Origin of the sequence: Longimicrobium sp. (assembly GCF_036399935.1) — a bacterium.
Lineage (GTDB): Bacteria > Gemmatimonadota > Gemmatimonadetes > Longimicrobiales > Longimicrobiaceae > Longimicrobium.
Window position 1 is genome coordinate 1 of record NZ_DASWMD010000024.1, and the last position, 23,869, is coordinate 23,869.

Annotated in this window: 24 protein-coding genes and 1 riboswitch; of the genes, 5 read left to right on the forward strand and 19 right to left on the reverse strand. The window is 71.1% G+C overall.

All coding sequences use genetic code 11. From position 1 onward, the window contains the following. Nucleotides 1-186 precede the first annotated feature (186 nt). Nucleotides 187-1,797, reverse strand: coding sequence for an ATP-dependent DNA ligase (locus VGB24_RS09335; protein WP_331072679.1), 1,611 nt, complete (start codon nucleotides 1,795-1,797; stop codon nucleotides 187-189). A gap of 25 nt (nucleotides 1,798-1,822) precedes the next feature. After that, nucleotides 1,823-2,113 carry a DUF433 domain-containing protein gene (locus tag VGB24_RS09340; RefSeq protein WP_331072680.1) on the reverse strand — a complete coding sequence of 97 codons (291 nt, stop codon included), beginning with the start codon at nucleotides 2,111-2,113 and terminating at the stop codon, nucleotides 1,823-1,825. 179 nt (nucleotides 2,114-2,292) lie between these two features. Between VGB24_RS09340 and VGB24_RS09345 the strand changes: the two genes are divergently transcribed. The 3 genes from VGB24_RS09345 (at nucleotide 2,293) to VGB24_RS09355 (ending at nucleotide 3,631) form a co-directional block, all read left to right on the forward strand. Continuing rightward, nucleotides 2,293-2,556, forward strand: a complete 264-nt coding sequence (locus tag VGB24_RS09345) for a hypothetical protein (RefSeq protein WP_331072681.1) — start codon at nucleotides 2,293-2,295, stop codon at nucleotides 2,554-2,556. A 113-nt stretch (nucleotides 2,557-2,669) separates the two neighbouring features. After that, nucleotides 2,670-3,134, forward strand: coding sequence for a hypothetical protein (locus VGB24_RS09350; protein WP_331072682.1), 465 nt, complete (start codon nucleotides 2,670-2,672; stop codon nucleotides 3,132-3,134). A 26-nt stretch (nucleotides 3,135-3,160) separates the two neighbouring features. Further along, on the forward strand, nucleotides 3,161-3,631 hold the full coding sequence (locus tag VGB24_RS09355) for a peroxiredoxin (RefSeq protein WP_331072683.1): 471 nt from the start codon (nucleotides 3,161-3,163) through the stop codon (nucleotides 3,629-3,631). Nucleotides 3,632-4,207: 576 nt separating this feature from the next. Here VGB24_RS09355 and VGB24_RS09360 read toward each other — a convergent pair. The 6 genes from VGB24_RS09360 to VGB24_RS09385 form a co-directional block, all read right to left on the reverse strand. Continuing rightward, nucleotides 4,208-4,972 (reverse strand): class I SAM-dependent methyltransferase, encoded by a 765-nt coding sequence (locus tag VGB24_RS09360; RefSeq protein WP_331072684.1) that lies wholly within the window; start codon nucleotides 4,970-4,972, stop codon nucleotides 4,208-4,210. A gap of 4 nt (nucleotides 4,973-4,976) precedes the next feature. Then, entirely contained in the window at nucleotides 4,977-5,222 is a 246-nt protein-coding gene (locus tag VGB24_RS09365; protein WP_331072685.1) for a hypothetical protein, read from the reverse strand. A 209-nt stretch (nucleotides 5,223-5,431) separates the two neighbouring features. Beyond that, nucleotides 5,432-6,568 carry an AI-2E family transporter gene (locus VGB24_RS09370; protein ID WP_331072686.1) on the reverse strand — a complete coding sequence of 379 codons (1,137 nt, stop codon included), beginning with the start codon at nucleotides 6,566-6,568 and terminating at the stop codon, nucleotides 5,432-5,434. Nucleotides 6,569-6,670: 102 nt separating this feature from the next. Continuing rightward, nucleotides 6,671-8,623: an ATP-dependent DNA helicase RecQ gene (locus VGB24_RS09375; RefSeq protein WP_331072687.1), complete on the reverse strand. Its 1,953-nt coding sequence runs from the start codon at nucleotides 8,621-8,623 to the stop codon at nucleotides 6,671-6,673. Between the two features lie 227 nt (nucleotides 8,624-8,850). After that, entirely contained in the window at nucleotides 8,851-9,150 is a 300-nt protein-coding gene (locus VGB24_RS09380) for an SH3 domain-containing protein (RefSeq protein WP_331072688.1), read from the reverse strand. A 263-nt stretch (nucleotides 9,151-9,413) separates the two neighbouring features. Next, the gene (locus VGB24_RS09385) at nucleotides 9,414-9,641 is read right to left on the reverse strand and encodes a hypothetical protein (protein ID WP_331022273.1); all 228 of its coding nucleotides are present in this window, start codon (nucleotides 9,639-9,641) and stop codon (nucleotides 9,414-9,416) included. Between the two features lie 173 nt (nucleotides 9,642-9,814). Between VGB24_RS09385 and VGB24_RS09390 the strand changes: the two genes are divergently transcribed. Continuing rightward, nucleotides 9,815-10,630, forward strand: a complete 816-nt coding sequence (locus VGB24_RS09390) for a DUF72 domain-containing protein (RefSeq protein WP_331072689.1) — start codon at nucleotides 9,815-9,817, stop codon at nucleotides 10,628-10,630. Nucleotides 10,631-11,187: 557 nt separating this feature from the next. Here VGB24_RS09390 and VGB24_RS09395 read toward each other — a convergent pair. From VGB24_RS09395 to VGB24_RS09410, 4 genes are read right to left on the reverse strand one after another with little or no spacing between them, the layout of a single operon-like run. After that, entirely contained in the window at nucleotides 11,188-12,297 is a 1,110-nt protein-coding gene (locus tag VGB24_RS09395; protein ID WP_349263910.1) for a metal ABC transporter permease, read from the reverse strand. Next, nucleotides 12,297-13,421, reverse strand: a complete 1,125-nt coding sequence (locus VGB24_RS09400) for a metal ABC transporter permease (RefSeq protein WP_331072691.1) — start codon at nucleotides 13,419-13,421, stop codon at nucleotides 12,297-12,299. The genes VGB24_RS09395 and VGB24_RS09400 overlap by 1 nt, the downstream gene beginning before the upstream one ends. A 4-nt stretch (nucleotides 13,422-13,425) precedes the next feature. Continuing rightward, nucleotides 13,426-14,235, reverse strand: a complete 810-nt coding sequence (locus VGB24_RS09405) for a metal ABC transporter ATP-binding protein (protein ID WP_331072692.1) — start codon at nucleotides 14,233-14,235, stop codon at nucleotides 13,426-13,428. A 22-nt stretch (nucleotides 14,236-14,257) separates the two neighbouring features. Next, nucleotides 14,258-15,187, reverse strand: coding sequence for a metal ABC transporter solute-binding protein, Zn/Mn family (locus VGB24_RS09410; RefSeq protein ID WP_349263911.1), 930 nt, complete (start codon nucleotides 15,185-15,187; stop codon nucleotides 14,258-14,260). Between the two features lie 697 nt (nucleotides 15,188-15,884). Between VGB24_RS09410 and VGB24_RS09415 the strand changes: the two genes are divergently transcribed. Further along, nucleotides 15,885-16,175: a hypothetical protein gene (locus VGB24_RS09415; RefSeq protein ID WP_331072694.1), complete on the forward strand. Its 291-nt coding sequence runs from the start codon at nucleotides 15,885-15,887 to the stop codon at nucleotides 16,173-16,175. Nucleotides 16,176-16,269: 94 nt separating this feature from the next. Here the strand turns inward: VGB24_RS09415 and VGB24_RS09420 are convergent, their stop codons facing one another. The 7 genes from VGB24_RS09420 to VGB24_RS09450 form a co-directional block, all read right to left on the reverse strand. After that, nucleotides 16,270-17,322, reverse strand: coding sequence for a hypothetical protein (locus tag VGB24_RS09420; protein ID WP_331072695.1), 1,053 nt, complete (start codon nucleotides 17,320-17,322; stop codon nucleotides 16,270-16,272). Continuing rightward, nucleotides 17,319-19,460: a TonB-dependent receptor gene (locus tag VGB24_RS09425; protein ID WP_331072696.1), complete on the reverse strand. Its 2,142-nt coding sequence runs from the start codon at nucleotides 19,458-19,460 to the stop codon at nucleotides 17,319-17,321. The genes VGB24_RS09420 and VGB24_RS09425 overlap by 4 nt, the downstream gene beginning before the upstream one ends. Beyond that, on the reverse strand, nucleotides 19,450-20,280 hold the full coding sequence (locus tag VGB24_RS09430) for an ABC transporter ATP-binding protein (RefSeq protein WP_331072697.1): 831 nt from the start codon (nucleotides 20,278-20,280) through the stop codon (nucleotides 19,450-19,452). The genes VGB24_RS09425 and VGB24_RS09430 overlap by 11 nt, the downstream gene beginning before the upstream one ends. Further along, nucleotides 20,277-21,260, reverse strand: a complete 984-nt coding sequence (locus VGB24_RS09435; RefSeq protein WP_331072698.1) for an iron ABC transporter permease — start codon at nucleotides 21,258-21,260, stop codon at nucleotides 20,277-20,279. Before VGB24_RS09435 ends, VGB24_RS09430 begins: the two co-directional genes overlap by 4 nt. After that, nucleotides 21,257-22,207 (reverse strand): helical backbone metal receptor, encoded by a 951-nt coding sequence (locus VGB24_RS09440; protein WP_331072699.1) that lies wholly within the window; start codon nucleotides 22,205-22,207, stop codon nucleotides 21,257-21,259. Before VGB24_RS09440 ends, VGB24_RS09435 begins: the two co-directional genes overlap by 4 nt. Before the next feature lie 139 nt (nucleotides 22,208-22,346). Then, a riboswitch (cobalamin riboswitch) is annotated at nucleotides 22,347-22,474 on the reverse strand. A gap of 63 nt (nucleotides 22,475-22,537) precedes the next feature. After that, nucleotides 22,538-22,870: an MGMT family protein gene (locus VGB24_RS09445; protein ID WP_331072700.1), complete on the reverse strand. Its 333-nt coding sequence runs from the start codon at nucleotides 22,868-22,870 to the stop codon at nucleotides 22,538-22,540. Nucleotides 22,871-22,892: 22 nt separating this feature from the next. Next, nucleotides 22,893-23,786 (reverse strand): diacylglycerol kinase family protein, encoded by an 894-nt coding sequence (locus tag VGB24_RS09450; RefSeq protein ID WP_331072701.1) that lies wholly within the window; start codon nucleotides 23,784-23,786, stop codon nucleotides 22,893-22,895. Between the last annotated feature and the right edge of the window lie 83 nt (nucleotides 23,787-23,869).

Below are 23,869 nucleotides of genomic sequence, written 5' to 3' on the forward strand. Positions count from 1 at the left end.
ACACGGCTGGCGGGGCACCCTCACAGGCTTCCTGAGCGGCTTAGCCGTCCCCATGACGACCTGCACGCCACACGGGCTTGGGATGGGGCCGCGGGGGGGCCGCTTCGATGGTTTTGACACGGTCTGTCCATCGGGATGACACCGCGCGGCCGCATCGGCTTCCCAGGTCACGACCGACGGGGCCCGTCAGTCGCGCGACGCCTGGGCCGCCGCCAATTCCAGGAGGGAGAAGATCGTGTCCAGCGAGTCAGCGTCCTCCGGCTTCTTGTCCGTGCGCCAGCGGAGCATGCGGGGAAAGCGGACTGCCACGCCGCTCTTGTGGCGGGGCGAGCGCTGGATGCCTTCGAACGCCAGCTCGAACACCAGCTCCGGCTTCACCGTCCGCACCGGCCCGAACTTCTGCGTCATGTTGCGGCGGACGAACGAATCCACCTTGCGGATCTCCGCGTCCGTCAGCCCCGAGTACGCCTTGGCGAAGGGCACCAGCTCGCCCTCCTTCCACACGCCGAAGGTGTAGTCGGTGTACAGCGACGCGCGGCGGCCGTGTCCCCGCTGCGCGTAGATCAGCACGGCGTCCACCGTGAACGGCTCCACCTTCCACTTCCACCACGCGCCCTTCCGCCGCCCCACCCCGTACGGCGCGTCAGCCCGCTTGAGCATCAGCCCCTCGGCGGATCGGGCGCGGGCGTCGCGATGGGCCTGCAGCACGCCGTCCCAGTCGGCCGCGGCCACCACGGGCGAAAGGAGGATGCGCCCGGCGGAAGGCGTGGCCCGCACCAGCTCCTCCAGCCGCGCGCGGCGCCAGGAGTGGGGCTGCTCGCGGACGTCCACCCCATCCACCTCCAGCAGGTCGTACGCGAGCAGGACCACGGGCACCTCGGCCAGAATCCTGGGCCCCAGCACCTTGCGCCCGATGCGCCGCTGCAGCTGCGCGAAGGGGAGCGGCCCTTCGCGCCAGGGCATGATCTCGCCATCCAGCACGGTGCCGTCGGGGAGCAGGGCGGCCGCGTGCGCCAGCTCGGGAAAGCGCTCGGTGATCAGCTCTTCGCCGCGCGACCAGATGAAGGTGGAGCCGCCGCGCCGGATCACCTGCGAGCGGATGCCGTCCCACTTCCACTCGGCCTGCCAGTCGCGCGCATCGCCCAGCGACTCCAGCTCCCCCTCCAGCGCGTACGCCAGGAAGAACGGGTACGGGCGGCTGAGGTCGGTGTCGCGCGTGTCCATCTCCAGCAGCCGCGCGTAGAACTCGGGATTGGGGTCCCACGCGCCCATCATCCGGTGCGCGACGGCCGCCTCGTCCACCCCCGACACGCGGGCCAGTGCGCGGACGACGAGGCTCTGCGACACGCCCACCCGAAAGCTGCCGGTGATCAGCTTGTTCCACACGTACGCCTGCGGCCCGTCCAGCTCTGCCCAGGCCTGCTGGATCTCGCGGCGCTGCCCCGCCTCGTCCTCGCCGCGCAGGGGAAGCAGGCGCTCCTCCACCCAGTGCCGCAGCGGCAGGTCGGTGGATGCGCCCGATGGCGGAAGAAGGAGGGAGATGGTTTCGGCCAGGTCGCCGACGGAGTCGTAGCACTCGGCGAACAGCCACTCGGGGACGTCCGCCGCCTCCATGGCCCACGCGGCCAGCTTGCGCGCGCCGACGAGCCGCTTGGGCCGCCTTCCGCTCAGGAAGTGCACGGCCCACGCGGCGTCGGACGGGTCCGCGGCCGCGAAGTAGCGGGCGAGCGCATCCACCTTCTCGCCCGTCTTCGTGGTCTCGTCGAGCTCGGCGTAGAGCGCGGCGAAGTCCTTCAACTCGACGTCCGGAGAGAATGGCGGATCACCCGTGCTCCAGCGAGCGGGTGCTCACCACTGTTCCACCGACCCACGGGGTCGGAGCCGGCTGATTACGTCGCGGGTTTGCGCGGGCGTACTCGAGCGCGGCCGAAAGGCTTTCCGCCGTGAGCGAGGGATAGTCTTCCAGCAGCTCCTCGTGGGGTGCGCCCTGTCCGGCCAGGTCGGCAAGCGTGTGCACGGCGATGCGCGTGCCGCGGACGACCGGCATGCCTCCGCATACCTGTGGGTCGATCATCACCATTGATCCCTCACCGATGCCGGCGTGCTTCTCCATCGTATCCTCCCCTGTCGCCCGACTCCGGACTTCCTGCTGGGCACTGAATCTGACCGTGTGAATCCGGACGTCAATCGCCTGAACGAAAGATAGTGCAAAGTACCCATGCCGCGGAGGCGTGGAAGGGCGATCCTTGGTCCGTGCAGGATGACGCCGACTTACGACCCACGGGCACTCCGATGGACGATCAACGGACTGAATATGCGCGCTCGGTCGCCGAGCGCATCGAGCAGGAGTTCCTCGACAAGCTGCGCCGCTTCATGGCCACCTCGGTGCCGCTGGAGGACATCGGCCGCGTGCAGGCGCAGTTCGGCGCCTCGCCGGCCACGGCCGTCCACCCGGCGCTCCGGCTCCTGGCGCGGGAGCCTGCTGCGGAGGATCGCGCGGGGCCGGCGGCGAACATCCAGCGTTCGGGCGAGGCGAGGGTTCGTCCGGCGGCGTGACGGGTGTGGTGGTGGTGAGGGGCGAGCGCCCGGCGGCGGTCCATGCGGACCGCTTGCCGGGCGTTCGGGCGTGTGGCATCTTGCGCCCCCCATCCTCAGCGGGAGAAACGCGGATGAGCGAGATGGAGCGGGTGCAGGACCCCGACGGCCGGTTCAGCATGGTGCCGCCGGCGGGGTGGTCGGCGGCGCCGGACGAGGAGCAGGGCGGCCTGGAAGTGTGGCGCGAGGACGAGGGGATCGGCACGCTGCACCTGATTTCGTTCGATGCCGAGGACGACTTTCCCGACCCGGCCGAAGAGCTGTACGCCTTCCTCGAAGACCGCGGCGTGGAGCTGGAGGAGGACGACGTCGACGACCTGCCCCTGGAGGGAGGCGCGGAGCTGGCCGTCTGCGAGTACGAGGCCGAGGACGAGGATGAAGGCGACGTGACCTTCTGGATGGTGGCCGTAGCCTCCGCGCCCGGCGTGATGATGTTCGCGACGTACGTTGCCCCCGCGGGCGAGCAGGAGGCCGAGCGCGAACTGGTGCGCCAGGCGCTCGGCACGCTGCGCCTGGCGGCGGCCGAAGAGGATTCCTGAACCACTCACTTCAGAGGGACCGATCGATGGGGCTTCAGCAGGGCGATGCCGCGCCGGATGTGACGCTCGTTTCCACCGACATGAAGCCGGTGCAGCTGGCCGACGAGTGGAAGCAGGGACCGGTGGTGCTGCTGTTCTTTCCGCTGGCGTTCACCAGCACCTGCACCGAGGAGCTGTGCACCATGCGCGACGACATCGGCACCTACACGGGGCTGAACGCGCGGGTGATCGCCACGAGCGTGGATTCGCCGTTCGTGCTGCAGCGGTTCAAGCAGGAAGTGGGGGCCGACTACCTGTTCGCCTCGGACTTCAACCGCGAGGCGTCGACGGCGTTCGGCGTGCTGCGCGAAAAGCCGCTGGGACCGGGCCTGCGCAACGCCTCGGACCGCGCCGCGTTCGTGATCGGCAGCGACGGCGCCATCCGCTACGCCTGGCACAGCACCAACCCCAGCCTGCTCCCCCCGTTCGAAGAGATCAAGCAGGCGCTCGCCGCGTAGCGCTTCTGCCGGGAACGTCAGGAGAGCCGTCCGCCAGTCGTAGGCGGGCGACTCTTCGCCTTTTTTTGGCCGCCGCCCGAATCCCATCCCGCAGCCCACACCAAAGCCTGTCATCCTGAAGGCCCAAGCGCACCACTCAACCCATAGCACAGGCGTCGCGGGCCGAAGGATCTAGCCTGGGGCACGTAAACGGTTGGGCGCGGAAGCGGTCACTGTAACCGAGGCCTCGGCTGCCGTGGGGCCCTCACCCGGCCGCGCTGACACGCGTGCCACCCTCTCCCACAAACAGCGTGGGCGAGGGGGTACACTTCGGGATTTGGTGCGACGAGGCAGGGCCCGGTGCTCCGGCCGGCGCCCCCCATCCCCAACCCTTCCCCCGCAAACAGCTGCGGGGGAAGGGAGCCAGTCGAGTGCGCGGGGCCAGCCTCGGCGCAGTCGAATTCTCCTCTCCCCCATGGGGTTTATGGGGGAGAGGCCGGGAGAGGGGGGCGGCCACGGCATGCACCAGTCCCCGTCGAACCCCCCTCTCCGCACAGCCGTACCGTGCGGGGAGGGGCCGGGGGAGGGGCGGTCCTCTCACCCTGGATGCACCGGGGCGAAGTAGATCTTCGTGTCGTATTCGAAGACCACGCGGCCGTCCGCCTGGTGCTCGCCGAAGATCCGCTCCAGCGTGCGCATCATCGGCGCGTGGCCGGGATGGCCCTCGTTGGGCGCGTACGACGACGAGAGCAGCCGTCCCGTCAGCCCTGGATAGTCGAACACCTGCTCGTTGTACGCCGTGCGCAGCGTGTACGAGCCGCCAAAGAACGCCCGCAGCGTGTCGTCGCCGATGTTCTCGTGGTTCACCGACGTGTAGTCCGTCCCGTGCTCGTGCAGCAGCGCCTCGTACGCGCGCAGGAACGGCGAGGTGTCCGTCCGCCGCGCGTTCCACAGCAGCACCGCCCAGCCGCCCGGCCGCACGATGCGCCGGAACTCGTCGCGCGCGCGGGGGCCATCGAACCAGTGGAATGCCTGGCCCGCCACGGCATAGTCCACCGAGGCGTCGGCGAGGGTGGACGCTTCCGCCGTTCCCGCGACGCTGCGGAAGCGCGGATCGCCGCCCAGCAGCGCCTCGGCGGGGGCGCGCATGTCGGGGTTGGGCTCCACGGCGATGACCGGGTTGCCGTGGTCCAGGAAGATCCTGGACGAGATCCCCGTTCCCGATCCCACGTCCGCCACCACGTGCACCGGCGCCAGCCCCGTCTCGTCGCGAAGCACGCGGATCACCTCGTCCGGGTACCCCGGGCGATAGCGTACGTAGTCGGCGACGCGGTCGGAGAAGCGCGCGGTGGGATCCGGCATCGGATCAGTCGCGGATGGGCACCAGGGCAAAGGCGGCCAGCATCATCCCCAGCCCCACCAGGTACGGGATGGGGCTGCCCACCAGCAGGTAGTGCACGGCGCCACAGAGAGCCGTGGCCTCCCCGAACGCCCACGCCGCGATGTTCAGCGACTTGCGTGCGGCGGGATCCTGTTCGGACGCGTGCTTGCGCTGCATCCACAGGATTCCCGCCGCGGCGGCGACGATGAAGATGATGTTCATCACCTGCATGGTAGCCGCCCGTTCGGGGGCGCGGGGCCCGTCGCGGCCCTACCAGGAAAGTGACCACCGCTCCAAAGAGAACGACGCCGCCCAGGAACGCCATGCGGATGATGCGCAGCGTGGTGCCGGCGGCCAGGGGGCGGGGCTCGGTCATGGGATCGTCTCGCTCAGGTGAACGACGCGGCGCGCGGATCGACCGTCGGAGTGCCGTCCGCGCGCTACTCGGGAACCACGGGCTGAATGCGCTCGCGATCGGTGTCGATGGCGCGCTCCACCCACAGCACCTGCACCATCGTCCACACCAGCAGCACTAGCGGCAGCGCCAGCAGCACGCCCAGAAAGCCGAAGAGGCTGCCGAACAGCACCAGGGCGAACAGGGTGACGAACGGGTGGATCTCGGCGTTGTGCGACATGGCCCAGGGCGTGATGATGTTGGCCTCGATCTGCTGGATGGCCAGCGCCGCGATGGCGGTCCACATCCCCTTGGTCGGATCCACCAGGAACGCCACCATGGTGGCCGAAAGCCCCCCGATCCACGGGCCGGCGAGGGGAATGAACTCCAGCAGCCCGTTTAACAGCCCCAGCAGCAGCGCGTTGGGCACGCCGATCAGGTAGAACGCCACCACGCTCAGCGCGCCCACGCCCACCATCGCCGTCCCCACGCCCTTCAGCCAGCCCATGATCCGCTCGCCCAGCAGCTGAAAGATGCGGTACCAGGCCAGGCGCAGCCCCTCGGGAAACGCCCGCATCATGGGCGTCAGCAGGTGGTCGTTGGGGCTGGCGAGCGCGAAGAGGGCGCCAAAGAACAGCACCAGCGGCACGAAGAGGATCTCCAGCAGGCTCGCCGCCTGCCCCATCACCTTCGCGGCGCCGCCCTCACCTCCGCCCCCGCCGCCCGAGAACAGCTGCGAAGGGCTGGGGATGTTCACCTGCATCCCCATCTGGGTGTGCAGCCACTCCTCCCATTGGGTGATCTGCTGCTCCATGGCGGGGCCCTGCGAAGCGAGGTCCTTCACCTGCCCCACCAGCAGCGGCGTTCCCCACGCCAGCAGCGCCACCAGCCCGCCGATGACCACCACGCCCACGCCCGCCGCCATCCACTTGCGCTGCACGGGGATCAGCGCCCGCAGCCCGTTTAGGCCGATGGCGATGATGGCGGCCGCGTACACCATCAGGAACACGCGGGTGAGCGGGTCGAAGTAGCGGTACAGCAGCGCCAGCAGAAAGCCCAGCAGCACGGCGCGATACAGGTGCTCGGGCCTCACCTGGCCCATCGGGCCCGAGGAGTGCCGCGCCACGGCGTCGGCGGGCACGGGGCCGCGCGCCATGGGTGTGGGTGTCTTGTCCTCGGCCATCCGCCGCCCTCGCGTTCGCGTTCTCCTTGGGATCCCCGCCGCGGAGCGGGCAAGGAGTGCACCATCCCACGTTTTCGCTGACCGCTCAGGCCGCGCTCGGCCTCACAAGTGGGATTCGCACCAGGCCAGCACTTCGGGAAAGCGACGCTCTTCCAGCGCGCCGAACAGGCGGTTGCGGCCCAGGCGCGCCGCGCCGATGGCGGGGCTGGTGAGCCCGCACAGGAACCGCGCGCGGCGCCGCGGCGTGGCCAGTGCCTCCGGCTGCGCGGCGCACAGGGCGCGGAACTCCGCCACGTCCACCATCCGCTCGATGGGCGGCGCTGCGGGGAGCGGGGGAAAGACGGACGCGCGCCCCGTCTGACACCAGGTGCAGTGGCCGCACGGCGCGTGGCCGCCCTCGCCGAAGTACTCCAGCACGAAGTTGGTCTGGCACCCGTCGCGCTCCACCAGCTGCCCCATCAGCGCGATCCGCTCCACCTCCGACTGCTCGCGCGCCACGAAGCGCTCCAGCAGCGCGTCGGCCAACGCGTCTACGTCGGGGCGCGCCACCAGCTTGTGGAAGCGAAGCCGCAGATCGCTCGCCGTCACCTCGGCCAGCCCCTGCTCGCCCAGCCAGTCCACCGCGCGCACGATGCGGCTGCGCTGGTCGGGCTCGGCGCCCTCCAGGTCCAGCGTGTACCAGCTGCGGCCGAACCTGGCGCGCTTGAAGATCCCCTCCACGAACTGCGCTCGCTCGCCCGAGAAGCGCCCCACGATTTCGGGAACGGGCACCAGCGGCTTCATCTTGTAGCCGGCGTAGAACGGCGTGCCCTGGCGAAGCACGCCCAGCAGCTCCAGGTAGGTGAGCGCCGTGCGCTGCACCAGCTCGCGGATGTCGTGCTTCAGGCTCAGCGCGCGCGGCGCCACGTCGAACGTGCCCTCCGCCGCCGCCACGTCGGCCAGCAGCCCGCGCAGCGACTCGCGGTCGGGCGTGTCGCCGAAGGCAAAGTTCTCCAGCGTCGACACGTCCTCGCGGCTCCCCAGCATCTCCACCGTCGAGGGCAGCCCGTCGCGCCCCGCCCGGCCGATTTCCTGGCTATAGCTTTCGATCCCCTTGGGCAGGTTGTAGTGGTACACGTAGCGCACGTCGGCCTTGTCGATCCCCATCCCGAAGGCGATGGTCGCCACCACGACCGCGCGGTCGGACCCCTTCCACCACTCCTGCACCCGCGTGCGGTCCTCCGCCTCCATCCCCGCGTGGTAGGCCATGGCTGGGACGCCCGCGTCCGCCAGCACCTTGGCGACCCGCTCCGCCGTCTTTTGCAGCGTCACGTAGACGATCCCCGCCCCCGGCGCCCGCCCGCGCACACGGTCCACCAGCACGTCGTCGCGCCGCGCGGCCTCGGTGGGAACGGTGGAAAGGAACAGGTTGGGGCGATGGAAGCCGGTGACCACGGCCGCGTCGCGGTCGATGCCGAAGGTGGTGCAGATGTCGTCCACCACCGCGGGCGTGGCCGTGGCGGTGAGCGCCAGCACGCGCTCCACGCCGATGGCGCGCGCCGTCTCGGCCAGCTTCAGGTAGTCGGGGCGAAAGTTGTGGCCCCACTGCGAGATGCAGTGCGCCTCGTCCACGGCGAACAGCGAGATGCGCGCGCGGCCCAGCTGGTCCAGGAAGCGCTCGTTGTTGAAGCGCTCGGGGGCCACGTACAGGAGCTTCAGCGTGCCGTTCCTGAGCCCCCGCTCCACCGACGCGGCCTCGTCGCGCGTGAGGGAGCTGTCCAGCCGCGCCGCCTCGATCCCCCGGCCGCGCAGGTAGTCGATCTGGTCCTTCATCAGCGCGATCAGCGGCGACACGACCACCGTCACGCCGGGCAGCAGCAGCGCGGGAAGCTGGTAGCACAGCGACTTTCCCCCGCCGGTGGGAAAGACCGCCAGCGCGCCCCCCCGTTCCAGCAGGGCGTCGATCACCCGCCGCTGCCCGGGACGAAACTCCGGCAGCCCGAACCTCTCGTGCAGCACCTGCTCGGGGCTGGCGGCGGCGGAAAGCGTATCTGAGGACGCGGTATTTGGAGCCATCTTTCCACCCGGAGCCAGGGGACGTCGCCGTGCGCCTGCCGCGCGGCCACGCCTAAAGAAATGGACGGGTGGAACGCCGTCAAGACGTTGACAAAAACCCGTCGCACCTGTGGCTCACTCGGATCGAATTGGACTCGCGGTGGCGGAATGGGAGATGGATTTCTGCGTCCGAAACCATCAGGGCGCCCTCCGATCGAGGGCGCCCTGATCAGTCGGCGGTCCAAGCCTCAGTGAGTGAGCTGCGCCGCGTGGGTGGTGGAGACGAGCTGCGGGGCGGGCCGCAGGAAGATGGAGTTCACCCATCCCGTGACGCCCGTGATGCCGCGCAGGGTGCCGGGCACGATCAGGCGCGTCCAGCCGTCCTGCTCGGCCAAGGCATGCACGACGGTGCCGGTGGGCAGCGGGCTGCCCGCCACCTTCCTGTCGCCGGGGTTGGGGCCGCTGCGGATGTTCACCGTGTCGGTCGCGATGAAGAGCGGTGCGGGGGTGCCGTCGTCGCGCAGCGGGCGAGGGGCGATGACCTTCATCCGGGGGACCTCCTGGGAGAGCCGATGCGGGGCACACCTGCGTGCCGACGCGGCGTCCGGGGGGCAACCCCCGTTCCCAGTTGCCGAGGAGCGTGGACGTGCGCGAAAGTGGTTCTGGCGTGGGAACTTGCGAGAGGTGGCCGGAGGGTCCGCATGGCCGCGTGCGAGGCAGCGGTGCCCCGCCTGGGGCGCCCGATCCACAGACACACCGAAGCCCCCGCGGAAGGATTCCGCGGGGGCGATCGGCGCCGATCAGTGTTGGGTCAGTAGGTCGAGGTGCCGGCGGGCGAGCCGCGGTCGCTCTTGAGCCACTGCACCAGCTTGACGATACCCCACACCACCAGCACCAGGGGCAGAACCCGGAACAGGAGGAACGCGCCCAGGACCCAGGCGATGCCGAGGACGGCCATCACCACCTTCAGGGCCGCGATCGCCACGATCACCACGACGGCCCACTTGAGGAACGTTTCGAAGCTGCTCTTGTCGCTCATCTGACACACTCCCTTGCTTGATATCGGCGCTCCAATGGTCACGGATCAGCCGTACGGAGGATGCCGCGCGCGAGTTTCACGGCACTTGCCCGCGAGCCGATCGCCCGCTACTGATCCCTTGATGGCTGCTTCCATCACTCTGGTGACTTTCCCTTCGCTTCCGTGGCTCGCCCGTGAGCATTCGAATCGGCACGCAGGGCTGGAACTACACGGCGTGGGTGGGGCCGTTCTATCCCGAGGGCACCAAGCCCGTCGAGTTCCTGCGCACCTACGCCCAGGCGTTCGGCACGGTGGAGGTCGATTCCACCTTTTACGCCATCCCGCCGGCCAAGTCGGTCCGCGGATGGGCGCAGCGCACGCCGGACGGGTTCCTGTTCGCGCTGAAGATGCCGCAGGAGGTGACGCACGAGCGCCGGCTGCGCGACGCCGACGCGGTCACCGACGAGTTCCTGGACCGGGCGCGCGAGCTGGGGCCCAAGCTGGGGCCGGTGCTGGTGCAGATGGGACCGGACTTCGGGCCCGACGAGTTCGCGGCGCTGGAGCGGTTCGTCGGGCGGCTGCCGCGCGACGTGCGGTTCGCGGTGGAGGTGCGCCAGAGCCGGTGGATGTCGGACGCCGTGCTCCCACGGCTGCTGTCGCTGCTGGAGTCGCACGGGGCGGCGCTGGCGCTCAGCGACGGCAAGTGGATTCCGCGTGAAACGATGACGGAGCTGGCCGCCGCGCCCACGGCGGACTTCCACTACATCCGGTGGATGGGCCCCAACCGCGACATCGTGGACTACTCGCACCTGCAGTTCGACCGTTCCGGCGAAATCCGCTCCTGGGCCGAGGTGCTGAAGACCATCGCCGGCCGGGGTGTCAGCGTGTTCGGATACTTCAACAACCACTTCGCCGGCCACAGCCCCGCCAACGCCCGCGAGCTGCAGTCTCTCCTGGGCCAGACCCCGGTGGACCCCAAGGCCATCGGCGACCAGATCTCGCTGTTCTGAGGCCGTGGACGCCGTACCTGCCGAAGCGCATCTGTCATCCCGACGGAGCGGCCACGCCGAGCCCGCCCGCACGCCGTCACGCGCAGCGACCGAGGGATCCGCCACACACTCCGCGAGGCGCCCCGGACCAGCGGACGCATGGCACCCGCCGTCCTGATACAGGTTAAGCCACCTAACCTGACGAGACCGCCAAACGTTGTCATCCAGAGGCGCAAGCGCACCGCGCCAACCCGTAGCACGTCCCGGCTGTGTCGGGCGAATGAATTCGCTGCAACAACCACACGAAGTCCGCCTTCGCGGACTGGCCGGTTCTCGTGTTGCGACAATCGTGCGGCGCGCCCGGAGTGTGTGGCGGATCCCTCAGTCGCTGCCGAGTGTGGTGTACGGGCAGGTTGCCCTTGGCCTGACATGGGCACTCGTCGGCCGTTTTGGTGAACGTGCAGGTGAAGCCCCGAACGGGACGCGGCAGCGGCCCGAGTCGGGGCTTTCCGCTTTCCCAGCGGCGGGTTCACCCGCTCAGGGAGGCGGTGGCCCGCCCCTCCTGATCTGGCCCGACCTCACGCCCCGACCGCCTCGCGCGCCGCGGCCCGCCCGCGCTCCGTCAGCTGCAGCGCATCGTCGTCGGCGCGCGAGAGCCAGCCCGTTCCCTCCGCGCGGCGGATCACGCGGCGGGCGAAGTCCTGCTCCCAGCGCAGGTGCGCGTGAAGGTGCGACTCGCGGTTCTCCTCGGCCGCGTCGGGCGAATCCTCGTGGTTCATCAGGTGGATGGCCAGCATGGTCTGCGCGAACTCCCACCGCTGCCGCGCGCGCCGCCGCGCCAGCGCCAGCAGCCCGCGCTCCGGCGCCAGCAGGAACACCAGCCCGAACGCTACGCCCGTCATCGTGGCCATCGATCCTGCGATCGAGACGTCGAACAGGTACGACATCCAGTATCCCGAAAGCGAGCTCGCCACCGCGATCGCCACGCTCAGCCCGATCATCCGCGGAAGCCGGTCCGTGAGCAGGTACGCGGCGGCGGGCGGGGCGATCATCAGCGCCACCACCAAAATGCTCCCCACCGCGTCGAACGCGCCGACGGCGGTAACGGACACCAGCGTCATGAACGCGTAGTGCACCAGGCCGGGCGCAAAGCCCAGCGCGCCCGCCAGCGCCGCATCGAACGTGGTGAGCTTCAGCTCCTTGTAGAACGCCGCGATGAAGGCCGCGTTCAGCAGCAGGATGGCACTCATCAGCCACAGGATGCGCGGGCCCACGTCCACTCCGTTCACCACTAGCCGATTGAAGGGCGCGAAGGCCAGCTCGCCCAGCAGCACCGCATCCACGTCCAGGTGCACACTGCCGGCGAAGCGCGAAATCAGGATCACCCCGATGCTGAACAGCGCGGGAAAGACGAGGCCGATCGCCGCGTCTTCGCGCACCAGGTGCGTGCGGTTGATCACCTCCACCAGCGACACCGTCAGCACGCCCGTGAGCGCCGCCGCCCCGACGAGCAGCGGCGAGGCGATGTTCTCGGTGATGAAGAAGCCGATGACGATGCCCAGCAGGATGGCGTGGCTGATGGCGTCGCTCATCAGCGCCATCCGGCGCAGCACCAGGAACACGCCGGGAAGCGCGCACGCCGCCGCCGTGACCGCGGCGATCCACTGGATTTCCTGTTCAGGCACCATCATCGCGCGTCCTCCTCGTCGTCGCCCCGGCCCCGGGTGCCCGGGCCGCCGCGGAGCGCCTCGGCCTGGCCGGCGGCGGTGATGGACCAGTCGTCGCCCGCCCGCGTCGCCCAGCCGCGCTGCTCCAGCTCCTCCAGCTCGTGGCGCGCGCCGGGGTGCGCTGCTTCCAGCACCGCCGTCGCGTGCCCGTGGTGCGCGCCGCCGTGCTGCACGGCCAACTCGTTCAGGTCCGCGAGAACGGCGTGCATGTGAAGTGTGCGGCGGTTGCGCGCCTGGCGCACGGCAGCCCACACCAGGCCGCGGTTGGGCGCGAGCGCCATCGAGAACAGCACCAGCACCGTCAGGCACAGGACGATCGTCGGCCCCGTGGGCACGTGCTGGCTCATGCTGCTGATCACCGCGCCCGAGACGCCCGCCAGCGCGCCGATTCCGCCAGCGAGCAGGACCATGGTTCCCATGCGGTCCGTCCACTGCCGCGCGGCCGAGGCGGGCGCCACCACCATCGCGCTCATCAGCACCACGCCCACGGTCTGCAGGCCGATGACGATGGAGACCACGAGTACGGAGGTCAGCAGCACGTCCAGCCCGCGCATGGGCAACCCCAGGCTGGCGCCGTAGTCGGGATCGAAGGCCAGCAGCTTGAACTCCTTCCAGAAGAGCGCGGCCACGCCCAGGGCCAGCCCGCCCAGCGTGGCGATCATCACCACGTCGCGCCACAGCAGGGTGGCCGCCTGGCCGAAGAGGAAGCGGTCCAGCCCCGCCTGGCTGGCGTCGGGGCGCTTCTGGATGACCGTCAGCAGCACCAGGCCCGCGCCGAAGAACACGGCGAGGACGATCCCCAGCGCGCTGTCCTCCTTCACCCGCGTGGCGTTGACGATCTTCATCACCACCAGCGTCCCCACCCATCCCGCCACCGCCGCGCCAAGGACCAGGACGAGCGGCGCCTTGCTGCCGGTGAGCAAAAAGGCCAGGGCGATCCCCGGCAGCGCGGCGTGGCTGATGGCGTCGCCCAGCAGGCTCTGCTTGCGGAGCACGGCGTACGAGCCCAGCGCGCCGCTCGTCATCCCCAGCGCCGCCGCGCCCAGGGCGACGATGCGCAGCGTGTAGTCGGAAAAGAAGTCCATGGCTTCAGTCCGCGGCCATGGAGGCGTCGGGCCGGCGCACGTCGTCCACGGGCTTTGTGCCCTCCAGGTGGCCGTTCCGGCGCTGCAGGAAGGGAACGCGCCCGCCGTACGTCAGCCGCAGGTTCTCTTCCGTGAACACCTCGTCCACCGGCCCCATGCCGATGCGGCGCACGTTCAGCAGCAGCACCCAGTCGAAGTACTCGGGCACGGTTTCCAGGTCGTGATGCACGACGACTACGGTCTTCCCCGCGGCGCGCAGCTGCTGCAGGACGGTGACGATGGCGCGCTCGGTCTTGGCGTCGACCCCCTGGAACGGCTCGTCCATCAGGTACAGCCCGGCGTTCTGCACCAGGGCACGCGCCAGGAACACGCGCTGCTGCTGGCCACCGGAAAGCTGCGAAATCTGCCGCTCGGCGAAGTCCTGCATCCCCACCTGGCCCAGGGCGGCCATGGCGGCGTCGCGCTCCTTCTTTCCCGGCCGCCGCAGCCAGCCGAGCGAGCCGTAGCACCCCATCATCACCACGTCGAGCACGCTGGTGGGAAAGTCCCAGTCCACGCTGCCGCGCTGCGGAACGTAGGCCACCAGCTTGCGCTGCTCGGCGTACGGCCTGCCGTGCACCAGAACCTGTCCCGCCGCCGCGCGCACCAGGCCCAGCATGGCCTTGATGAGCGTGGACTTGCCCGCGCCGTTGGGGCCCACGATGGCCATCAGCACGCCGCGGGGCACCTGCACGTCGATGTCCCACAGCACGGGCTTGTCTCGGTACGCCACGGTGAGGTCGTTGACCTCGATGGCGGGCGCCTGGTCGTTCATGATCCCTCGCATCAAGAAATATTCAGGGCTCGCGCAGCAGCGCGCGCACCAGGGTGTCGATGTTGCTGCGCACCATTCCGGCGTAGGTGCCGGCGGGGGTGCCCTCGTTGCCCAGCGCGTCGGAGTACAGCGAGCCCCCGATCTGCACGTCGAAGCCCTGCGCCTGCACGGCTTCGCGCACGGCCTCGATGGTCCGCGGCGCGATGGACGTTTCCACGAAGACGGCCGGAATGCGGCGCTGGGCGATGAATCCCGCCAGCGCGTGCACGTCGGCCGTCCCCGCCTCGGCGGCGGTGCTGATGCCCTGCAGCCCGCGCACCTCGAACCCGTACCGCCGCCCGAAGTAGCTGAAGGCGTCGTGCGCGGTGATCAGCACCCGCCGCTCGGCTGGGACGCGCTGGGCCTGCTGGTGGACGTAGGCGTCCAGCTGCGCCAGCTCGCGGCGGTAGCGCTCGGCGTTCGCGCGGTACTCCGCCGCGTGCGCGGGGTCCGCCTCGCCCAGGGTCCGGGCGATCAGCCCCACGGTCATGGCCCACAGGCGAACGTCGAACCACACGTGCGGGTCGTACGTGGCGTACCCGGGGGTGCGGAGCAGCGAATCGCGCGGGATGCTGTCGGTAACCGCCACCACGCGGGTGCGCTCGCCCATCTCCTCGAGCACCTCGGCCATGCGCGCTTCCAGGTGCAGCCCGCCGTAGAACACCACGTCGGCGCGGTACAGCCGGCGGACGTCGCCTTCGCTGGCCTTGTACAGGTGCGGGTCCACGCCCGGCCCCATCAGCCCGACGACGCGCACCCGGTCGCCGCCGACGTTCCTGGCCACGTCGGCGATCATCCCCACCGTGGTCACCACGGTCAGCCGGCCCTCCGTGTCCGGCGGCTCCGGCGGCGCACATCCCGCCGCCACGCCCGCCGCCAGCAGTACCGCCGCGATCCCGCGCATCCACCCCATCCGCATCCTGTATTCCCGCAGCATTCGAAAGCGACTTTTAAGCGATGTTAAAATCGTGCTTAGGCCAGGATAAAGGGTAACGCCTGTGGCGTCAAGGGTGTGGCTGCCGGTTTCGTCAACGAGCGGGGCGCCCCTGCTGAGCCGAAGCCTCGGCGCGCCTGAGCGGATGAACCCACCGGAAAGCCGAAAACCCGCCTCGGGCCGCGGTCCCGTCCCGCTCGGGGCTTCAACTGCACGCACGCATCACCAGCCGAAGCCCACCTGTCATCCCGATGGAGCGGCCCCGGCGAACCATCCCTCACACCACCGACTGCAGCGACTGAGGGATCCGCCACACAGCGCGCATGAACACTCCACGCCTGCGGAATCACCATGGCCAGCGGGGCTTGGGTGCGCTTCGATCTGATGCCGGTGCATGCCTCGGCAGCCCCCTCTCCCCGGCCCTCTCCCCCGCTTCGCAGGGGAAAGGGAGAATTCAATCGCGCTCCGGCGCCAAGCGACGGTCGGAGGCGGTGCGGAGTACAGTTCCCTTGGTACGATCCGTGACGCTGCGTCGAACGTTGAACGAACCATGCAAATTATTCTCTCCGAAACACTTGCGCTACCCGTCACCAGCCCGGCGCACGTCCTGCGGTGAGGGGCCGATGGACGCGGACGTGCGCAGTCCGCCAGCATCGCGAGACGGGAGGAGACGACGATGAGGTTCGATGCCGCAATGGACGCATACCTGAACGGGTCCGACCGGTCGCGCCCGTGGACGCAGCGGGAGGAGGAGGTGATGCTGCGAGGGCTGGCGGGCTGGCTCCCCGGCCAGGTGGAAAGCGACGGCGTCGAGGACATTACCCCCGACGTCCTCACCCGCTACGCCGACGAGCGCCGCCTGTCCGACGAGGAGCGCGACGACCTGCAGGGCACCGTCGCCAGCCTGCGCGTCTGGGCCCGCACCCATGGTGAGGACGAGCAGCAGGACCGGCCCGCGAACGCCTGATCGCGTGGGGTCGGCCTGACATCGACGAAACACCCTCTCCCACGCAGCCGTGGGAGAGGGTGTTTCCCGTTCCAGATCCCCATCGCGGAAGATCTCAGCTCTTAATGCGCGCGAGTTCCACGCCCAGGGGACAGACGCCTACCGTGGCCTGCCCCGCGATGGCGCCCGACGAGCCCACCAGGTACAGGTTCCCCGGCTGCGTGCAGTTGCCCGGCGCGGTGAAGAACAGCTGCCCCTCGTCGTCGACGGTCATGTCGCCCACGTCCGCGATGCCGTTCGGCTTCAGCGCGGTCGCCGGGGGAACCAGGAACTGGCGCGTCGCCGGGTTCCACGCGGCGATGCCGTAGCCGAACCCGCCGACGTACAGCACGCTGGGGTTGCCCAACGCCTCCAATGACGTGGGAAAGACACCGAACCCCGTGTGGTGCGACTCTTCGGCCAGCGTCTGCAGGTTCACCACGGAAAGCGAACCGTTCGCCTGGCCGAAGTTGCCGGAGTGGAGCACGTACAGCCGGTCGCCCAACACGGCGCCCGCCGCCGGGTTCACGCCGCTGAGCGGAATGGTCTTCTGCACGCCCAGCGCCGGGTTGAGCACCGTCACCGAGCCCGGCCCCGCGGGCGCGAAGTTCACCAGGTTGCTGTTGATGACGAACGTCGCCCCGTTGCCCGCCACGATGGCCTGCGGATACACGCCCACCGCGATCTCGGCGCCCGCCTGCCCGCGGCGGACGTTCACCGGCGACACGGTGTTGCGGCCGGGGTTGGCGACCAGCGCCACGGAATCGTTGACGAACGCCACGCCCGTGGCCCCCGAGTTGGCCGGCAGCGACACGCGGTACGACACCACGCCCGCGGCCAGGTCAACCACGGCGGCAAAGGGGTAGACGCCCAGCGGCACCACCGCGACGTTGCCGCGCACCGCCAGGTCCACCGGGCTGCTGGCAGCCTGCGCCAGGCCCACCGTGCGTGCAGTCCCGCCTTCTTCCAGGGGCACGATGCTGAGCGTGTTGTCGACGCTGTTCACCACCACCGCCGCCAGGTGGTCGCCGGCGGACAGGGCAGGGTTGCGTTCGCACGCGGCCGAAAGCGAGAGGGCGGCCAGCGCGGCCATCCCCGCCAGGCGGCGGATCAAACGAGTTGTCATCATCTCGGTCGATTTCGTGAAGGTAGCTGCGTGCGCTGGATGCGCACGTCCAGGCGAGCCCGGCGTCCGGGCTCGGGGTATCCCGCGATCAGGTGCCCTTTTTCGTCCAGCGCGCGATCCACGTCCAGCGCGGTGGAAAGCGCCCACACTCCCATCCGCCAGTCGCGAGCCACGCGCAGCTGCGTGGCCCAGAAGCCGGGAATGACGTTGGCCTCGGTGGGCGTGGGGTTTCGCGCGCCGGTGTAGCGGGCGCGCGCTTCCGCCCGCCACGCCCCCGCACCCCATTCCGCCCCCGCCCAGCCGGAGTGGCGGGGGCGATACACCACCTGCACGCCGTCGTCGTCCCTGCCAGGGCGGTCGTAGGTGATGCGCGCCAGGGAGTACGACGCGTTCACCCGCAGTCCATTCCCCGGCAGCACGGCATCCGCGCGAAGGTCCAGGCCGCGGCGGTGCGCGTCGACGTTTCCGGGGCTCCAGCGATCGTTGAAGCGGCGCATCCACACGATCATCCCGCGCACGTCGCTGTCGTAGGCCGTGGCGTACGCGGAAAGGGACACGCTGCCCAGCGTGGCCGCGGTGGAGGCGCCGATCTCCCACTCGTTGGGGATGCGCTCCGGGCGCAGGCCGGGGTTGGGGACGATCCCCACGCCGCCACGAAAGAACTGGTCTCCCAGCGACGGCGGGCTGTACGCGCTGCGGTTGGCCAGCTGCACGCGCACCGGCCCGTCCATCCGCACCGTCAGCGCCCGGCTGGCGTACCAGTTTCCGCTCACCCCGTCGCGATCCACGCGCGCCTCGGCCGAGAGCGCGAACGTGCGCCGCAGCACGCGCGCCTCGTCGGACGCATGGGCGAAGACGCCGCCGCCGTACTGGGTGCGCGGCGCCTGCTCCGAGAGCGCGGCCTCCACGTGCTGGGCCAGCGCGTCCACGCCCAGCCCCAGCCGCCCGCGGCGGAACCCGGTCGACGACTCGGCGCGCGCGTTCACCATCCGCACCCGCGTGGTGTCGTCGTACGCCAAGCCGAACGGGGGCGCGGGGTCCGCGTAGCGCGCCCGCTGCACGGCGCCGGAGACCAGCGCCGAGGCCGGGCCGCGCCGCCACGCCAGCGACGCGCGTCCGCGCTCCATCCACTGCCGCGCATCCGGCGAGGGCGTGTGGCCGGTGCCGGGAAGCCCGCGCTCCAGCGTTTCCCATCCCCCGCGTACCCGCAGCTCCCCGCCCGCCAGGTGCCCGGCCAGCGCGGCGAAGGCCCCGGCTTCGAACTCGTCGGCGTTGGTACGATGGACGCGCGTGGGATCGCTGGGGTCACGCTCGTAGGCGAACCGTCCATCCACCGCCCGCGTGTGCGCACCCGCCTGGATCGCGGCCCGTCCGAGCGGCGCCCCCCACTCGCCGCGCGCGGCCCGCTCGCCCAGGGTGCCGCCGGAAACTTCCGCGGCGGGCGGCACCTCGCCGGCCCGCGTTTCGATCAGCACCACCCCGGCGCCGGCGCGCGCGCCGTAGCGGGCGGAGTGGGCACCCGGCAGCACGGTCACACGCTCGATGGCGCTGGCGGGAACGGCGCTCAGGTCCGCCTCGCCGGAGACGGGGTCGTTCAGCGGTGCGCCGTCCACCAGCACCAGCACGGCGTCGGCTCCGCTGCCGCGGATGCTCACCGTGCGCGAACCGGTCGGCCCGCTTTCGCGCACCGTCACGCCGGGGGCGCGCGCCACCACGTCCGCCGCCGTCCGCGCGCCCGACGCTTCGATGGCGGCACGCGTAACCACCGTTCCGTCGCGCTGCGGATCGGGGACGGTCGTCACGGCGCTCACCGTGTCGAGCACCAGCACGTCCCGCGCGAGGGGGATGGAAAGCCACGCCGCCTCGCCGTTCCTCACCCGCACCTGCGTGCTCCATCCCGCGTAGCCCGCCCGGCTGACGCGAACGCGATGGGCGCCCTCTTCCACGCCGCGGATGGCGAACCGGCCGGCGCCGTCCGTCCACACGCGGATCCCCAGCTCCGGGAGTTCGACGGCGGCCATCTCCAGCGGCGCGTCCGTGCCCGCCTCGGCCACGCGGCCGGCCACCTCGCCCGGGCGCTGGGCCGCGAGGGAGGCGGGGAGTGCGATCGACAGGAGAAGCGCGAGCAGGCTACGCCGCATGGCCCCGCTCCATCCGCCCGCACTGCTCGCCCGACAGCGGCACCACCTGCGGCGCGCCCGCGTCCGGACCCGGCCCGGGATGCGGAACGATTTCCACCGGCCAGCCGTAGACGCGCTCGACGGTTTCCCTGGTCAGCACCTGCGCGGGGGTGCCCTCGGCGGCCAGGCGCCCGCCGTCCAGCAGCACCAGGCGGTCGGCGTAGCGGGCGGCAAGGTTCAGGTTGTGGGTGATCAGCAGCACCGTTTTGCCGGCGTGCCCCAGGTCGCGCAGCAGCTCGAAGATGGCCATCTCGTGGGCCACGTCCAGCGCGGCCGTGGGCTCGTCCAGCGCCAGCGTGGGCGCCTGCTGCGCCAGCGCGCGCGCCACCCTGGCCCGCTGCCGCTCCCCGCCGGAAAGCGTGCCGATGTCGCGAGCCGCCATCGTGTGCACGTCGCAGCGCCGCATTGCATCATCCACGGCGCGGCGGTCGGCGTCCCCGGCGCGGCGCCAGGGGCCCAGGTGCGGGTAGCGCCCCATCGTCACCATCTCGCGGACGGTCATGGGGAACACCGCCTCCTCGCCCTGCGGCACCACGCCCACCTGCCGCGCCAGCTCGTCCCGGCTCCACGCGCCGAGGGGCCGGTCATCCAGCTCGATCCGGCCCGCCGCGGGCGCCAGCGTGCCCAGCAGCAGGCGAAGCAGCGTGGACTTGCCGGACCCGTTCGGCCCCAGGACGGCGGTGCATGCGCCGGCCGGGATCTGCAGCGACAGCTCCGAGATCGCCGGACGCGCGGATTCCGGGTAGGCGAACGTCACCCCGTCGCAGCGCCACCCGCTCACGCGCCCCTCCTGCGCAAAATCCACAGGAAGAAGGGCACCCCCACGAACGCCGTCACCACACCGATGGGCAGCTCCGTGGGCGCGGCGACGGTGCGGGCCAGCGAGTCCGCCAGCACCAGGAAGGTGGCGCCCAGCAGGACGGATGCGGGAATCAGGAAGCGGTGGTCCGCGCCCCACGTCATCCGTACGATGTGCGGAATCACCAGCCCCACGAACCCGATCACGCCACTGACGGCCACGGCGGATGCGGTCAGCAGCGACGCGGTGCCATACGCCGCCAGCTTCACCCGCTCCGTCCTCACGCCCAGGTACTGCGCGGTCTCCTCGCCCACGGCCAGCAGGTTCAGCGGCCGCGCCAGGGCGAACAGCACCGCCAGCGCCGGTCCGGCCAGCCCGGCGAGGAGAACGATCTCCCGCCAGGTGGCGCCGCTGAAGCTGCCCATCATCCAGAAGAGCGCGGAGCGAAAGCTCTCCGTGTCCGCGAAGGTCAGCACCAGCAGGATGCACGCGTTGAAGAACGCGCCCGCGACGACGCCGGAGAGCAGGAGGATGCGCGTGTCGAGCGTGGGCCCGACGGAAGCCGCCATCCGCAGCACCACCACGATGGCGATCGCCGCCCCCGCGAACGCCGCCAGCCCCACCCCCGCGCTCGACGCACCGGCCCCGAAGACGATCGCCGCGACCGCGCCCACCGCCGCGCCGCCGGAGACGCCGAGGACGTACGGCTCGGCAAGCGGGTTCCGCAGCAGCGCCTGGAAAACGGCGCCGCTGGCGGCCAACGCGCCGCCCACTAAGGCGGCGAGCAGGGAGCGCGGCACCCGCAGCCGCTGGACGATGGCCACCGTGGTGGGGTCGCCCGCCCCGCGCAGCGCGTCCAGCACCTCGCGCACGCCCAGCCGCACCGCCCCCAGCCGCACGCTCAGCAGCAGGGCGCCGGCGCAGAGGGCGGCGAGCAGGGCCAGGCGCAGCGCCGGCTTCATCGGCTGGCCAGCTCCGGATGGATGGCGTCGCGGAACAGCCGCGCGGTCTGGGCGATCCCCGGCCCCATGAGGTAGACCTGTTCCACGGGCAGGGCATGCACGCGCCGGGTGCGAAATGCGTTCAGCTCACGCCATCCGGGCCGGGTGGACAGCTCGCGGATGCGCGCCGCGCCGTCGCCGCTTACGGGGAGGAGGATCACCTCGGGCTGGCGGCGCACCAGCTCTTCCATCGACACGTACTGCGGCTGCCCCTTCGCGTCGGGGAAGGTCGTGCGCCCGCCAGCCACTTCCATCAGCTGGATGGTGGCGGTCCACGGCCCTGCGGTCATCAGCGGCTCGTCGCCCACCACGATGAAGGTGGACCGCGCGGGCCGGCCCGCCACGGAGGCGCGCAGTTCGGCGAGCTCGCGACGCACCGCGGCGGACGCCGAGTCTGCCTCACGCGTCCGTCCGCTCAGCACGCCCAGGCGGCCGATCGTGCGGAACACGTCCGTGGTGTCCGTCGTCCGCACGGCGAAGAAGGGGATGCCTATCTCGCGCAGCCGATCGCGCACGGGGTTGGCCCCGGCGGTGTGCCAGCCGACCACCAGGTCCGGGCGCAGCGCGACCAGCTTTTCCAGGCTCGGGTCCAGCGCGCCGCCCACCGAGGGGAGCACATCCACGCCCACCCCCACATCGTACTCCGTGCGCCCCGCCAGCTGCCCGCGCGCACCGATGGCCACGAGCGTTTCCGTGGCGCTCGGGGCCAGGGAGATGATTCGCCGCGCGGGGGCGGCGAGTCGCACGGTGTCGCCCGCGTCGTCGACCGCGGAGATCGCCTGGACGGACGGCGCGGGGGGAGGCTCCGCCGGCCGCTCGCCGCCGCACGCGGGCAGCACGAGCACCGGCGCGGCAATCAGGGCCGGGGCGGCAGTGCGGCATAGCTTGCGCGCGGAGTCCAGAATCAAAACGCCCGTTCCTTCCAGATTGCGGAAGGGACGGGCGGCAGCAAGGCGGCAGGCGGGGAACGCAGGTGCTCCGGCCGGCAGACTCGTACCCCGCGCCCCTCCCGCGAGGGGTGCATCGTTGCGGGAACGAGAGGGCCGCGTCTCCTGGCTCGAGGCAGCACCGCTCGCCTTCCCGGGCAACTGCCCAGTGGCGGAGTGAGCGGGCCGGACCGGCATGCGCCGGGCCTCTTACAGTGGCGGGGCCGCGCCGGATTTTCACCGGCTTCCGTGAGGCCCCCTCGTGCTATGTCGGTGCGAAAGCTATCCGCGTACCCCGGCCCTGTAAAGGCGTCAACCCGAGATCGGCCGGCGGCCCTTCCACCCGAACCGGTCCAGCGGAATGCGCCCGCGGGCGTCGAACTCCACCCCTTCCTGCTCCAGCCGCATGCGCTGCAGCAGGCTTCCGCCCGGCTCGTCCGCACGCGCGCTGATCGCCCCCTGCGCATTCACCACGCGGTGCCACGGCACGCGCCCGTCCTGAAGCGCATGCAGCGCGTATCCCACCTGCCGCGCGCGGCCGGGCAGCCCGGCCAGCGTGGCGATCTGCCCGTACGTCGCCACCCGCCCCCGCGGGACCTTGCGCACGGCGGCGTAGATGCGGGCGTACGCGTCCGACGAACTCACGCGAATGGATCCGGCCCGACAATCAAACCAGCACCCGCAGGCGTCCGGGATGGATCTCGATGCTCACCTCGTGGGCGTCTTCGGCGATGATCTCGCCGTCGGCGTGCACGGGAAGCGGGTCCGGACTGGTGACGCGGACGCGGCGGGCCTGGCGCATCCGCACGCACGAGGCGCCCGTGTGCGTGCCGCGCAGCACCTGGGGGAGAAAGCGCAGGATGCCCAGCGTGCCCAGTCCGTCGCACATGCACACGTCCAGCACGCCGTCGTCGATGCGTGCGTCGGGGCAGATCCAGAACCCGCCCCCGTGCCGCCCGCCGTTCCCGACGGTGACCAGCGTCATCGGCCCGTCCCCCGCCGCCTGCCCGTCGATCTCCACACGCATCCGCGGCGGCGAGTAGACGCGAAGCACGTTCGACAGCGCGTGAAGGTACATCGCCAGGCCGCGGAAGCGACGACGCCGGTCCACCTCGATGGCCACGCGCGCATCCAGCCCGATCCCCACGCCGTTGCTGAACCAGCGCCCGTTCACGCTGCCCACGTCCACCTGCCGCCACGCACCCGCGACGATCCGCCGCAGCGCCTGAACCGGGACCGTCGGCACTCCGGCCAGCCGGGCGAAGTCGTTGCCGCTGCCCACGGGCAGAATCCCCAGTGCCGCGGGAGGCCCGTGGCCCGCGGCTCGCATCAGTCCGTTGACCACCTCGTGCACCGTGCCGTCGCCGCCCACGGCCACCACGGCGGGCCAGCCCCCGCGCGCCGCCGCTTCCGCCAGTTCCGCCGCCTCGCCACGCGCGGACGTTTCCGCCACCACGTGCTCCACGCCGGCCATCTCGCGCGCCAGCACCGCGCGCATGCGGGCTGCGGCGCCGCGCCCGGCGGTGGGGTTCAGCACCACGTAGAAACGGTCGATGGGCATGGAAGGAGCGAAGCGGGGAGGAGACGAATCGGGCGCGGCACGATGGCCCGCGCGGGGCCGGCCGCGCAAGGGCGGTGAGGTGC

Coding starts and splice junctions, on each gene's coding strand:
- VGB24_RS09340 (WP_331072680.1), bottom strand. CDS start 2,113: ATGGAGAAGCACGCCGGCATCGGTGAGGGATCAATGGTGATGATCGAC.
- VGB24_RS09345 (WP_331072681.1), top strand. CDS start 2,293: ATGGACGATCAACGGACTGAATATGCGCGCTCGGTCGCCGAGCGCATC.
- VGB24_RS09350 (WP_331072682.1), top strand. CDS start 2,670: ATGAGCGAGATGGAGCGGGTGCAGGACCCCGACGGCCGGTTCAGCATG.
- VGB24_RS09355 (WP_331072683.1), top strand. CDS start 3,161: ATGGGGCTTCAGCAGGGCGATGCCGCGCCGGATGTGACGCTCGTTTCC.
- VGB24_RS09360 (WP_331072684.1), bottom strand. CDS start 4,972: ATGCCGGATCCCACCGCGCGCTTCTCCGACCGCGTCGCCGACTACGTA.
- VGB24_RS09365 (WP_331072685.1), bottom strand. CDS start 5,222: ATGCAGGTGATGAACATCATCTTCATCGTCGCCGCCGCGGCGGGAATC.
- VGB24_RS09370 (WP_331072686.1), bottom strand. CDS start 6,568: ATGGCCGAGGACAAGACACCCACACCCATGGCGCGCGGCCCCGTGCCC.
- VGB24_RS09375 (WP_331072687.1), bottom strand. CDS start 8,623: ATGGCTCCAAATACCGCGTCCTCAGATACGCTTTCCGCCGCCGCCAGC.
- VGB24_RS09380 (WP_331072688.1), bottom strand. CDS start 9,150: ATGAAGGTCATCGCCCCTCGCCCGCTGCGCGACGACGGCACCCCCGCA.
- VGB24_RS09385 (WP_331022273.1), bottom strand. CDS start 9,641: ATGAGCGACAAGAGCAGCTTCGAAACGTTCCTCAAGTGGGCCGTCGTG.
- VGB24_RS09395 (WP_349263910.1), bottom strand. CDS start 12,297: ATGGTGCCTGAACAGGAAATCCAGTGGATCGCCGCGGTCACGGCGGCG.
- VGB24_RS09400 (WP_331072691.1), bottom strand. CDS start 13,421: ATGGACTTCTTTTCCGACTACACGCTGCGCATCGTCGCCCTGGGCGCG.
- VGB24_RS09405 (WP_331072692.1), bottom strand. CDS start 14,235: ATGAACGACCAGGCGCCCGCCATCGAGGTCAACGACCTCACCGTGGCG.
- VGB24_RS09410 (WP_349263911.1), bottom strand. CDS start 15,187: ATGGGGTGGATGCGCGGGATCGCGGCGGTACTGCTGGCGGCGGGCGTG.
- VGB24_RS09415 (WP_331072694.1), top strand. CDS start 15,885: ATGAGGTTCGATGCCGCAATGGACGCATACCTGAACGGGTCCGACCGG.
- VGB24_RS09420 (WP_331072695.1), bottom strand. CDS start 17,322: ATGATGACAACTCGTTTGATCCGCCGCCTGGCGGGGATGGCCGCGCTG.
- VGB24_RS09425 (WP_331072696.1), bottom strand. CDS start 19,460: ATGCGGCGTAGCCTGCTCGCGCTTCTCCTGTCGATCGCACTCCCCGCC.
- VGB24_RS09435 (WP_331072698.1), bottom strand. CDS start 21,260: ATGAAGCCGGCGCTGCGCCTGGCCCTGCTCGCCGCCCTCTGCGCCGGC.
- VGB24_RS09450 (WP_331072701.1), bottom strand. CDS start 23,786: ATGCCCATCGACCGTTTCTACGTGGTGCTGAACCCCACCGCCGGGCGC.